This is a genomic window from Thalassotalea marina, assembly GCF_014656435.1.
Lineage (GTDB): Bacteria > Pseudomonadota > Gammaproteobacteria > Enterobacterales > Alteromonadaceae > Thalassotalea_C > Thalassotalea_C marina.
In genome coordinates, this window is record NZ_BNCK01000006.1 from 57,549 (window position 1) to 69,843 (window position 12,295).

Annotated in this window: 10 protein-coding genes; 4 read left to right on the forward strand and 6 right to left on the reverse strand. The window is 40.2% G+C overall.

The features are described from left to right. Nucleotides 1-124: 124 nt before the first annotated feature. Entirely contained in the window at nucleotides 125-2,938 is a 2,814-nt protein-coding gene (locus IE199_RS13605) for a TonB-dependent receptor (RefSeq protein ID WP_189771510.1), read from the reverse strand. Between the two features lie 546 nt (nucleotides 2,939-3,484). Here IE199_RS13605 and IE199_RS13610 point away from each other — a divergent pair. Next, complete coding sequence (locus tag IE199_RS13610) at nucleotides 3,485-4,744, forward strand: DUF4861 family protein (RefSeq protein ID WP_189771512.1); 1,260 nt, start codon at nucleotides 3,485-3,487, stop codon at nucleotides 4,742-4,744. A gap of 419 nt (nucleotides 4,745-5,163) precedes the next feature. Beyond that, the gene (locus IE199_RS13615; protein ID WP_189771522.1) at nucleotides 5,164-5,358 is read left to right on the forward strand and encodes a DUF4177 domain-containing protein; all 195 of its coding nucleotides are present in this window, start codon (nucleotides 5,164-5,166) and stop codon (nucleotides 5,356-5,358) included. A gap of 94 nt (nucleotides 5,359-5,452) precedes the next feature. On the opposite strand, the gene IE199_RS13620 is transcribed toward IE199_RS13615, so the two are convergent. From IE199_RS13620 to IE199_RS13645, 5 genes are all read right to left on the reverse strand, one after another. Continuing rightward, nucleotides 5,453-5,782, reverse strand: a complete 330-nt coding sequence (locus tag IE199_RS13620; RefSeq protein ID WP_189771524.1) for a hypothetical protein — start codon at nucleotides 5,780-5,782, stop codon at nucleotides 5,453-5,455. A 96-nt stretch (nucleotides 5,783-5,878) separates the two neighbouring features. Next, nucleotides 5,879-6,415 (reverse strand): hypothetical protein, encoded by a 537-nt coding sequence (locus IE199_RS13625; RefSeq protein ID WP_189771526.1) that lies wholly within the window; start codon nucleotides 6,413-6,415, stop codon nucleotides 5,879-5,881. 89 nt (nucleotides 6,416-6,504) lie between these two features. After that, the gene (locus IE199_RS13635; protein WP_189771528.1) at nucleotides 6,505-6,918 is read right to left on the reverse strand and encodes a hypothetical protein; all 414 of its coding nucleotides are present in this window, start codon (nucleotides 6,916-6,918) and stop codon (nucleotides 6,505-6,507) included. Nucleotides 6,919-7,227: 309 nt separating this feature from the next. Next, nucleotides 7,228-9,312 (reverse strand): polysaccharide lyase family 8 super-sandwich domain-containing protein, encoded by a 2,085-nt coding sequence (locus IE199_RS13640; RefSeq protein WP_189771530.1) that lies wholly within the window; start codon nucleotides 9,310-9,312, stop codon nucleotides 7,228-7,230. Between the two features lie 154 nt (nucleotides 9,313-9,466). Continuing rightward, nucleotides 9,467-10,516: a sugar kinase gene (locus IE199_RS13645; RefSeq protein ID WP_189771532.1), complete on the reverse strand. Its 1,050-nt coding sequence runs from the start codon at nucleotides 10,514-10,516 to the stop codon at nucleotides 9,467-9,469. Between the two features lie 124 nt (nucleotides 10,517-10,640). Between IE199_RS13645 and kduD the strand changes: the two genes are divergently transcribed. Together kduD and kduI are read left to right on the forward strand one after the other, a co-directional pair. Continuing rightward, complete coding sequence (kduD, locus tag IE199_RS13650) at nucleotides 10,641-11,408, forward strand: 2-dehydro-3-deoxy-D-gluconate 5-dehydrogenase KduD (protein ID WP_189771534.1); 768 nt, start codon at nucleotides 10,641-10,643, stop codon at nucleotides 11,406-11,408. Nucleotides 11,409-11,447: 39 nt separating this feature from the next. After that, nucleotides 11,448-12,290, forward strand: coding sequence for a 5-dehydro-4-deoxy-D-glucuronate isomerase (gene kduI, locus IE199_RS13655; RefSeq protein ID WP_189771536.1), 843 nt, complete (start codon nucleotides 11,448-11,450; stop codon nucleotides 12,288-12,290). The last annotated feature ends 5 nt before the right edge of the window (nucleotides 12,291-12,295 follow it).

Below are 12,295 nucleotides of genomic sequence, written 5' to 3' on the forward strand. Positions count from 1 at the left end.
CCTTGGTAGCTATTAGCCAAAAAAGATGGGAATAAACATGGCTACGTTAGGCCGTAACTTCGTTGGAATATATCTATTTAAATAAAGAGGTGGCTAACCTACATGTTAGCCAACCTCAAAACCGTTAGAACTTAAAGTTCATGCCAACACCATAACGGGGGCCATAATCGGAATATGAACTGAAGTGAGTTTCAAATCGTCCATAGCTATGATTGGTTTCGCCATTTAAATTCACCGCTTCAGCAAATACGCTTAAGTTATCGTTTATCTCATAACTTGCGCGTGCATCAATTTGAGCATACTTTTTAACAAAGCTAGGCTCTGTACCTAAACCACTTAGGTATTTGTCACGCCAGTTATAGGCAATACGCGCTTGCAATGGCCCTTGATCGTAAAAGGCTACCAAGTTAAAGGTATCGCTAAGCCCTGTTAAAGCAAACGATTTTTTCCTAGTAGTTAAATCAGGTTTTGCATCAGAATCAACCCAAGTGTAATTAACCGTAAAGCCAAAACCACTTTCAAAACTGTGGGTTAAATTAGCTTCTATACCTTCAATGCTGGCATCTTCGCCATTACGAGGTCGAGTCACCTCAAATGACTTCCAGCTTTCGTTGGCATCAACACCTGTTACTTTGATATCAAAGATTTCTGTCGCTGTAGTGGTGATAATGAAATCTTCCACATCTTTGCGATATGCCGCTAGAGAAAACATACTAGACGGCGCGTAATACCAAGCTAAAGAGATATCAAAGTTTTCTGAACTATAAGGTGTCAACCTTGGGTTTTTACCTGAGGCAAATCGGTGAGTTTTTGTGGTGTAACCAAAGCTCATTGATGGTGCCAGTGAAGTCAACCCTGGGCGCGTTAGTGTTTTTGAATATGCCGTTCGAAGAATCAAGTCATCTGTTATCTTAAGGGTAAAATTCGCCGATGGTAACCAGTTATCATAGCTATTGTCAGCACCATCAGCACTAGCGCTATCACCATAAATTTTAGTTAAATTATCTTTATCATCTTGCTGTATCAACTCAGCTAGGTCGGTAATTAACCCTTTAGATGTTTGATCTGTATCGGAATACCTAATACCAGTGGTTAAATTCCACTGCATGCCAGAAACCTCTCCCGAGAAAAATAGATCGGCGTATAAAGACAACACCTTTTCTTCTATAGTAAAGGCGTCCAAACGCTTTTGCGCAGTCCAACCGCCATTTTCAGCGACGGCCTTTTTAATGGCTTCACGCATTAAGGTGTTTTCTTCATCACTCTTTTTTGGATCGGTTAATAAGTCAATGGTCGCAGGGTTTTCTAACAATGCCCATAAGGCATTACTGTTAACCACGTAATGGTCGGCACTTAACTGTGTAGTATTAGGGAACAAATTACCTGGCGTTACAATGGAAATCACATCAGAGGTTAACGGCACGTTTTGTCCATAGTGCTGATACACTTTATTTAAATCATAGCCGTTAAGGTTTGACGGTGTGCGATATTGCTCATTGATTTTGTCTTTTTTAACGTAATGTGCGCCAAAATTTGCTCGCACTAAATAATCAGTGTCGAACTCATAGGTAAAGTCCAGCTTCAGTTGTTCATTATTACCTTCATAATAAGAGCCAGACCGTGTTTGACCACGTGGTTGCAACTTTGCAATATTGGCTTCATTAATAGCAACTGCTGCTGGATCACGAGGAATTAATGACGGGTAATCACCAACGGTAAAGTCAACGTCGTAGCCTGACTGATTCACCATCTCTATGATCTGCACACTGTTGAGACCTCGGTTATCGTTTTTTGCTTTGGAAAAAGCGACATCAGCATTTAAACGCAATGCGTCTGAAATTTGCCACTGAGCATTTATCCCCAACATAGCTGTGGTTGATGGCCTAAAACTGTTAGAACTGCGAAAACCGTATCCTGAAAAATCATCAGCATGTGTAAACTTGCCCACCGTTCTAAGATCGTTACCATGATCTATTACTTCAGCACTTTCTAACGCCCAAAACCAATTATCAGAACGTTGCCCTAACGAGTTAACATCAAGCTTTGAGTAAATGCCGTCTAGGGTTAACACTAAATCATCATTAACTTGATATTGCGCAGCAAAATTAGCTCCTAAACGTTCGCGGGAGGTTTGAGTGTAGTTTCGATACAGTTGCTGAGGTCGGTAAACATTGCTTAGTGTTTCATCTTTTTCTACTTTGGGCGCACCATGTTCACGAAGTGGGATACTACTGAAGTAACGCATTAACGCACTGACGCCATAATTTTCTGATTCACGCTTTTGGTAGGTAACCGATCCGAGTAGCCCCAACTTGCCGTCTAAGAAGTTGTCGGTAACAAAAATAGAGCCATTAGGTGTGTATTTTCCGCTATTATCTTCCAATACAGCCTTTACATTTCCAGCGATTGTTGGTTTATCAAAATCAAACGGTTTTGCTGTTTTGATGTCAACTAAACCGCCTATGCCGCCTTCCATCAAGTTAGCATTAGATGTTTTGTACACATTGACCTTGCGCACCAATTCAGACGCTACAGTGTCAAAGCTAAACGAGCGACTGCTATTATCTGTCGCAATTTCCCTGCCGTTAACAATCGTTGTACTAAAAGAAGGGCCTAAACCGCGAATACTCACGTAACGACCTTCACCACCACTACGACTAATCGAAACACCTGTCACCCGCTGCAATGATTCAGCTAAGTTGGTGTCTGGGAACTTACCTATATCTTCAGCTGAAATGCCATCAAGTATTGCATCGGCAAATCGCTTTTCATTCATAGATTTAACTAAGCTTGCTCTAATGCCTTGTACTTCGATTCGTTCCACTTGATCAGCGTCAGCTCCTTTCTGATCGAGTTGCTGCGCTTGCGCAAAACTGGATAATAGCGCCAAATTAATTGCTATAGTCAGTTTTCCGATATTTGTTTTTAACTGTTGCATTCTAGTTCCTCCTGCGAATAAATTGAGAGGCACTTAACTACGTCAAACAACCACACGTAATACATATGCTTATATGATAAGTAGTTTCAAAATTCCTCTTAAGCGTTCAATGACCACTGATAAGTAGCGTCATTTCATTTGATGATTTTTGTTTTTATCAGATACAACCATCAATTAAAGTCATCTAAAGCTATGTTAAACATCAAGTAAACCAACGCAAAACCACCCAACAAACCCTCATTAAAACAGCAAGTTAAACACATAAATCCCAAAAGGCATCATCTGTTTTTAATGCTGACATCTGTAATAAAGTGTTAAATGTGCACGAATCGGCAAATCGGTATTTGTTCACATATCACCCAGACAACTTGTCTGACATCCTACAACCCAAAAACCAGAATTGCTACTTTTTTAAGCACAAAACCCACTCCGAACCAGAAAAAACTGTAATATGTCACCTTATATGATATTAATAAGTTTGCTTTTGCGAAGATTAAGCCGCGTTGAGTATTTATCAGTACTCGTTTCAGAATAAAAGAGGAATACATGAAACCTTTATCAGCACGTCAATTAACCCTGCCCTTTATCATCACTAGCCTTTGTGCTGGTATTACCGGTTGCAATCAAGCTCAACAGGCTAGCTCAAACATTATCGAACTTAATGCAGTTAACCCCCTGAGTACTGACGTTGCAAACGCACCAATTAAAATTTCGTTGCAACAATTAACTGCTAGCAATAGTCAAGTTAACGAACAATGGGTACTCACCCAAGGTAACAACACCATATCGCAACAATGGATTGATACCGATGCTGACGGCAAAGTTGACCATTTACTGGCAATAACTGACTTTAACGCCAATGAAAGTAAAGCGCTGATCCTTAGCAGCAATAAAGTAAAGGCCGCAAAAGATACGGCTCAACGCGTTAATGTAGAGTTGGCGATAAAACAAAATGCCGAGCTTGTTGACGGTATATATCAAGGTGGAGAATTTAATAGTATTGATAAAGTCATTGTACCTAGTGAACATAAGGTGGGTGATCAACTTTATCGCTTTGAAGGGCTAGGTTGGGAATCTGAATTGGTAGGTTACCGCCTATATTTAGATCACCGAAATACTGCTGATATATTTGGTAAAAAGCAAACCGACATGGTATTGGCACACGTGGGTGAACCTGGCAGCAACTACCACAAACCTGCAAATTGGGGCATGGATATATTAAAAGTAGGCCCGTCGTTGGGTATGGGCAGTATTGGTTATATTGAAGAAGGAAAAGCACAAAGAATTAGCAGTGCTCGGGTTATCGACGCCACTATTATTCAAGACGGTCCTATACACGCTATAGCCCAAGTTAGGCATTTAGGCGCAAATTACCAGCAAACACCATATCACTTGACCAGCCAATACAGTATACATGCTGGTAGTCGTTTAACTTGGCATCAAGCAAGCATTGAAGGCGCATCATTACCACTAGTTGCTGGTATTGTTAAACACCAAAACACTGAATTGCTTAGCTCTAACACCAACAAATCTTGGGCTTATATCGCAAGCTTTGGACCACAAAGTGAAGCGAAAGATGCTCTAGGTATGGTGATGTTTTACCAAACGAGTGAAGTACAAAAGGCCGCAGAAGATGATTTTAACTACCTTATTGTATTTAAAAATAAGCTGCAAAAAGTTAACTACGCCTTCGCCGCCGTATGGCAACAAGATAGCAGTGGTTTAACATCAAAAAGCCAGTTTGAACAATGGCTAAACCATGAACTAGACAAATTAAACAACCCTATTGAGATTCGCGTGCGCTAATTAATTTACTTAACCTTAAGCGGCACCAGGACTTATGGCTACTCAAACAATTGTGGTAGCCATACCAGCCTCGCTAAAAAGAGCACAACTCAACGATTAATTTGCAACTGCAAACCAAATTTGACATATCGAATCCTTTCTTTTCTCAACATTTTTAGGCAAACTCCCACGCTAAACCAACGTTGAAGCTACCAATAATTAAAAGCACATTGCATACAGATTTAAAACAGCGAAATAAGCAATTGTTTTTATTCACACCCTATATTCAAAAATAATCAGCTTTTTATTTCCTAGCAATTAGTTAGCGACTTTGTTACAAAAGTAACACTAAATAAATTAACCGTATACGAATTTGAAAACTCGATTCAATACAACAAACAGATGAAAAATACACCTCATTGTTAACTTAAGGAAAGCCGATGAAAAAGTTTGAATATAAAATTGTTGATACTCGAGATGTTGATGCACCAGGATTATTTAAAGGCAAAAAGCGCGAAGACGTCGAAGCCTACTTAAATTCATTTGGCGATGAAGGTTGGGAGTTAGTAAATGTTGATTTTCGTGAACTTGAGGGTGGATTAGAGTTTGCAGGAATAATGAAAAGAGAGAGCTAGATACATTACTTTCTGTTGATTAATTTACCATTAGCTGCCTAGCGGCAGCTAAAAAACTGCTATTGCTTATTGATGGGGATAGGATTCAGTTGTGTTATGTAAGTGGAATATCACCATAACCCCAAATAATTGTTCCTATAATTGCTAGTATAGGGCTCAACATTTTCGCAACACTGTGTGACATTTTCCATGCTACGTTTAAATTTTTCAAATTATCGACACCTTGCAACAATATAGATTCTGCAATAATAGCGAATATAACTAATAAAGAGCCACTGCGTTGAAACCATATGTGTGGCGCTTCTCCTTTAGGCGGTTCAACTATAGAGAACAAAACTAACATAGGGGTTAAAATGCCAAGAAAAACCAGAAAATAACTCATAAAAATTAAATTTTTGCCATTTAAATTAAAAGCTTTGCCCACAATCAGACTCCTTTCTCGACTCACATAACGAATGATTTAAACTCTCCATTCGGCATTAATAATCTTGGGTGTCCAGATAAATTCCCTCACCCTTTGTTAGCTTTTGAATGTATCAAAGTGTTTAGCTTTTTTGTATGCACAAAAATATTCCACCTTAACATCTAGCCGATTTAACCGCTCTTTCATTTCTTTCAAAACGTTAGGAGAATCACACGGGAAATCTATGATTATTAAATCCTTAATCTCCCCTGCTCGCATTGCATAATCATCTCCTAGAGTTGATCGAAACCATTTACATTTGGTTCCTTTTGTCACATGCTTAATAGCGGCATCATAATCACAAGGCTTATTATCCAAATAAACTTGAAAAGACTTTATAAACGCGGGACCTAGCCCATTATTCATTAGCTGCAAATGGAGCTTTCCCACATTTCCATCCACGTGCTCATGCGCGAAGCTTGTCAAATGAGGCTGGACTGACAATACATTATGTCGCCTCTGAACTATTGCTTGGTAAATAGTAAAAAACAATGCACAAAGAGCGATAATCTCTGCACCATGATCACTGAGAAATTGCATCAAATCTCCGACTTCCTTTATAGCTAACGCTGCGTTAAGGGATGAATGCCACATAAACCAGCTTTTCGCAGACCACTCTCACCACTAAAACTCACCGCATACCAAAACTGCCACGCGGCACGAATCCCACTTGAACGCCCTTGTTAGGCATTGCCTTTCAGATAATCTACAAACCTTTCTTTAAATCGATACATGGGGCAATTAGCTGGAGTTATATCTTCAATCAAACCCAAATCTTCGAGATATAACATTGCTGCACTCAAGTCTGAATGAACATCGGTATGGTATTCAAAACTTGGTTCTGAACGATTAACCACTGTGTGCTTAGTTTTAACAAAGAACTTTCTGACTCCATGGTTTTCTGCGCTAGCAAAGTCATCTTTCATTTCTTGAATTAGTAGTGGAAATTTCAACTCAAGCTCTTTCCATAGCTTCATTTCTGCTTTTCTGGCTTCCTTATTACGCCTGATGTCAGTGTACTTATTCCCAAAATACGTACCCGCTGCGCCTGTGAAAATACCGCCTAAAAAGCCAATACCGACTGATACTAAATCCATTATGCCCCTCAAAATGCCTAACAGTTTATTATGTAGACGTCTCAGTAATGCACATCTAAAAACTTATTTTTAAAAGTACCAGAAAAACTCAATAAATCAATCTGTTAAATAACTATCAGACGAAAATAATATCTTTATTGTCAATTTACTGAGAATTCATAGTAACGCTTAAGTGAGGAGTTACGGAAATCTATTCAACATCCGTTCTTCGCTTTTTACTATCTTTTACTCACTTAAATTAAAGCCTATTTAAGTCGCCGATAAAAAGGTGTCGCGGCACTAGTTTTTTCACTCACGACACCTGATAATCTAGTTAAGCAGTTGTGTTACTGTGCTGCCCAACAAGGCTTTTCCACTGGGTGTTTCAACGGTAAATTGACGCTGTTTATCCGCTTGACTAAGGGTAACTTCCACTTGTGTTGCAGTTCCTGGTGTGGCGATATAAAACGTATTTAGTGCTTGCTCTAACAGCAAAACACAAGGTTTATTAACGCTAACTATAGTGCCATCAGACAAGGTTATTTGGCCTGGCTGATAAAATACCGCCTGCAATTGCTGCTTGTTAATGTGCCATGCTGCTTGCACGTTAGTATTGTTTGCCAAAATGGTGATTGGCTTTTCATCGAACCAAGCCTGAGTTTGATTTACCGTTTTACCTGGGTAGATAAAGTATGCGTAGTTATCTTTTTGTTGATGGTTTACGGTAACTTCAAACACCTCTAAGCTAATAAGGTCTCTGCTTTTATTGTTATTAATATCAAACCAGTTTCCTTGTTTTTGCTGTGCTTGCACCTTAATGTCGGCATTGTTTAAAATGATATACCCCGTGTTTCTATGATGTAGCCAGCTTGTGCCATTTAGCTGTTGGCTGCTCGACTCCATAGGTTTACCGTTGATAGTCACATCGCCTTGGCGTAGGTTTTGTTCAACAGTGGTAAGTACTTGAGAATCACCAGCAAAGCTAATGCCCGCTCCCAGTGCCAATACACCTTCATCAAACATAAACCACGATTTATGAGCATTTAAGCCTAGTTGGTCAATGTGCATAACGGCAATACCATTGTTATTACTGCTTAGGCCACCAACAAAGTCAGTTGCCGGGTATTTTTTGCCCCACTGTAAGCCTCTACCTTCTTCATCTGGCGCGGTTACCCCCGGTAATCTAGCCCAATCCCACACAGGAAAAATTCCATGGTACTCATCACCAGTTAAACGCAAGAAAGTATTGCCAAAACCAAGCCATTTACCTTTTAAGTTCTCGCCATTGCCAGTTTCTGTTGGGCGAACACGTGTTGAATGCATATGAACAGTAAACTGATATTCAGGGCGTTGCACTACGCTGTAATCTGAGCGCCAATAGTGTTTAACACCATTTAAGCCTACATCACCACCTTCCAAATAATGAGCAAAGGCTAGTGCTTCTTCTCGGCGCTGCGAATCTAATTCAGCCAAATACCTTGCTGCTTGGCTGATGGCACCAAAACTGGCGTTGGGTCTTGAAATCGCTCGCCCCATGGTGGAGTAATCTATGGTGTTACCACGTGTCATCCAGCGGTCACCATCTAAAATATAAGCGCTTAATATATCAACTTTGTCCTTTTTAAAGGCCCATTTTAAATCTCTTACTAAATAGCCCCAATACAAAGCCGTGTGCATAAACACTTTGCCATACGACCCGTTATGCAATAACGGCCCATGTTGGTGAAAAGAGAAGTCTTGTTGAATGCCTTCACCTTCGGTAATGGCGATGGTTTCTTCGATTGCACCTAAGGCTAATTTAATGTCACTTTCTTGGTTTTTGATTAACCCCGCGTGCAAAATCGCTTTGGCTATATCGGTGCGGTTAGCGCCTGCATGTTTTGGCGTGTTAGCTGGTACTTCTAAAATACTGCGCGGTGGCAAACTTGCCAAAATTCGATCTTTTAAATCTTGTGAAATGTCGTCACCAAGCAATAAACCTACAGGACCAAGTTGCAACGGAATACCAATACTTGCCCACCACCAATTGGTACTGCTTGGTTTACTTTCAAACCAATAGTTCAGTGCCTTTTTACTGGCATCTAAATATTGCTCATTGTTAGTCATGGCATAGGCTTTCACCAGCAAGGTTAACCTGTTTAAGTGTTTGATTGGCGGCCAACCTGCACGTCGGGTATCACCATAGTCTATATCTTGCCAACTGCCGTTATTATCTTGTTTAGCTTGCCAACTCTTGGCTTGTTTAACGATATGGTGGTCAATGTTTTGTTCACTAACCTTAGGTAAAAAATCAGTTAATACTCGTGCCTTTAGCTGGCTCATATCGTCGCTAGCCAGAGTAAAATGTGCCACTGATATAAACATCACTATGGCAGCTGCTGCACACCTTGTGCATTTTAGGAATAAACGCATCATCACATTCCTGTTGTAAATTAAAATAGTTTTTTTTGTGTTTCATACGTCAGTACAAAACATCAACTTATATGACATCATACATATTTGCAACCAAGTTATCCCTTACAAAGGCAACAAAGCTTTTAATAAGCACTGATTTTACCACCTAAAATTATTAAAGTGCTGGCATTAGTAGCCGTTCATTATTTTGCTCGCCAGCCATTTTTAAAGCATAAATAACTGGCTCAATACCTGTTAAAAACAATTTATCATCGATAATGGCACCCAAATGTTGAATAACAATCGCAGCGGTTTCAGCCCCTAAGCGTATGCAATCGGCAACTGGAGCATCACTTAACCAACCAAATAAAAAGCCACTATTAAATGAATCACCTGCTGCTGTAGTGTCAATCACCTTAGGAGCAGGTTTTAATGACACACTCAATTCGCCGTGCCTACCTCGATACAATACGGGCTTATCACCATTTTTAATCACAAGGTTTGGGCAATTAAATTGACTGGCAATAGAAATTAATCCTTGAGCGCTTCCATAGTTAAAATCAAATAACGGCTGACAATCTTCAACACCAACAAAAGCAAGTTCAACTAAATTAAATGCCTTTTCAAATTCGGCCTTGGCCTGCTTGGCATCAGACCACAATGCCGCTCGGTAATTAGTATCAAATACAAGCTTCACGCCTTTGCTTTTAAGCGAATGAAAAAATTGCCACATTTGATCTCTTAAGTGATTTTCAACTACAGCAAGGCTAATGCCTGAGAAATAAAAGTACTCGTACGATTGTGCAATTTCTTCTGCGACAGATTCACTAACTCGACTAAATAAAGTGCGTGCTGCGCTGTCATTGCGCCAGTAACGAAAACTGCGCTCACCTTTATCATCGAGCGATACCGCATAACGGCCAATTGTGCGAGATTTTTCTTGGTACACCCAGCGTTTATCAATGTTATGTTGAGCACAAGCTGTTAATAGTTTCTGACTTAAAGGATCGTCACCAACACAGGTAAAAAGCCCTGCTCGCCCCGTATTTTTACTAAATAACTGTAACCTTTTTAAGTAAACCGCAGTGTTAAATACATCTCCCGCAACCTTTGCACTTAGCATATCAAAAGTATCACAACCTAACTCTAGTAAAGGCTCACCAAAAAAGCAGATTGAGCGTTGTTTATCGTTTACCTGCCCTGCCTCAGAACTCTTTTCTTGCATTTATTTATTCACCTTCGCCCGATAAAAGGGGCTTTTTTTTGTCCAAATCGCTAGTTGTATGATAACTTACAAGATGATATCTTAATATCAATTTTGAAAATAATTATGTTATTTAAGGAAAGTAATGCAAACCCATTTACTTTTTTCACTTGAAGGAAAAACCGCGTTAGTAACTGGCGCTAGCAGAGGACTTGGTCAAGCGATGGCCAAAGGTCTTGCTGCTGCTGGTGCTAAAGTTATATGTCATAGCTCATCGGCTGATGGAGCAAATGAAACTCGCGATCAAATCATCGCAAATGGTGGCCAAGCTGTCTCTGTTTCAGCAGATCTAAGCCATGAACATGGTGTTAACTCTTTGGTTGAACAAGTGCAGCAACATTGTGAAGTACTCGATATTTTATTAAACAATGCCGGAACGATTGAACGTGCGCCTGCGGTCAGTTTTCCAAAAGAATCTTGGGATAAAGTGATTGATGTTAATTTAAATGCCCTATTTGCGCTTTGCCAGCAGCTTGGCCGTACTATGGTACAACGCAAACAAGGCAAAATTATTAATATCGCGTCGATGTTATCTTATACCGGTGGCATTACTGTACCGGCTTATACCGCTAGTAAACACGCAGTAGTTGGTGTAACTAAAGCCTTAGCCAACGAATGGGCCGGCAGCAATGTACAAGTGAACGCCATAGCCCCTGGTTATTTTCGTACTGACAATACTCAGGCATTGCAAGACGATCCAAGCCGAAATTCAGAAATAGAAAAGCGCATTCCAGCCGGCTGCTGGGGACAACCAGAACAATTGGTTGGTGCTGCAGTATTTTTGGCTTCACAAGCAAGTGACTATGTTAACGGCCATGTGCTTGCCGTTGATGGTGGATGGTTAGCTCGCTAATTTATATTTTCTAATCTATTTAACTCAGGTAATGCAGTTATGAGTACCCTTTATACAAGCCGCTACGCTATTGGTCCAAACGAAGCGAAGCAATTTGATACCGAAACACTGAGACAACATTTTCTTATTGATGATTTGTTTCAGGAAAACCGAATCAGTATGGTATACACCCACTACGACCGTATGATTGTCGGTGGCGCCTTGCCAACGGCTGACCACTTAACATTAGAAACCATTGACCCGCTCAAATCGAGCTACTTTTTAGAACGCAGAGAGCTAGGCATTATCAATATTGGTGGATTAGGTGAAGTTGATGTTGACGGCCACACTTATACGCTTGATAACAAAGAGGCATTATACGTAGGTGCTGGAGTTCAATCGGTGGTTTTTAAAGATCACCCTGATGGTGAACAAGCCTGCTTTTATTTCAACAGTGCACCAGCACATAAAAGCTTTCCTACCAAAAAGGTTGGTCGAAGTGAAGCAACTGTATTGGAAATGGGCTCACTTGAAACATCTAACGAGCGCAGCATTTATCAGCTGATCATTAACGGTGTTGTTGAAACTTGCCAGTTACAAATGGGGGTTACTTGCTTAAAGCCCGGCAGTGTTTGGAATACTATGCCGGCACATCAGCATGATAGACGAATGGAAGCTTACTTGTATTTTGATGTACCACAGAGTAATGCAGTAAGCCATTTTATGGGTAAACCAGAGCAAACACGTCATATTTGGATGCACAACCGTCAAGCCGTTATTTCTCCACCTTGGTCAATTCACTCAGGCGCAGGCACTTCAAATTACTCCTTTATTTGGGGGATGGCGGGTGAGAACCTAGACTACGGCGACATGGATAAATATGATCCTACAGAATTAAAATAACTTAC

Coding starts and splice junctions, on each gene's coding strand:
- IE199_RS13605 (WP_189771510.1), bottom strand. CDS start 2,938: ATGCAACAGTTAAAAACAAATATCGGAAAACTGACTATAGCAATTAAT.
- IE199_RS13610 (WP_189771512.1), top strand. CDS start 3,485: ATGAAACCTTTATCAGCACGTCAATTAACCCTGCCCTTTATCATCACT.
- IE199_RS13615 (WP_189771522.1), top strand. CDS start 5,164: ATGAAAAAGTTTGAATATAAAATTGTTGATACTCGAGATGTTGATGCA.
- IE199_RS13625 (WP_189771526.1), bottom strand. CDS start 6,415: ATGTGGCATTCATCCCTTAACGCAGCGTTAGCTATAAAGGAAGTCGGA.
- IE199_RS13635 (WP_189771528.1), bottom strand. CDS start 6,918: ATGGATTTAGTATCAGTCGGTATTGGCTTTTTAGGCGGTATTTTCACA.
- IE199_RS13640 (WP_189771530.1), bottom strand. CDS start 9,312: ATGATGCGTTTATTCCTAAAATGCACAAGGTGTGCAGCAGCTGCCATA.
- IE199_RS13645 (WP_189771532.1), bottom strand. CDS start 10,516: ATGCAAGAAAAGAGTTCTGAGGCAGGGCAGGTAAACGATAAACAACGC.
- kduD (WP_189771534.1), top strand. CDS start 10,641: ATGCAAACCCATTTACTTTTTTCACTTGAAGGAAAAACCGCGTTAGTA.
- kduI (WP_189771536.1), top strand. CDS start 11,448: ATGAGTACCCTTTATACAAGCCGCTACGCTATTGGTCCAAACGAAGCG.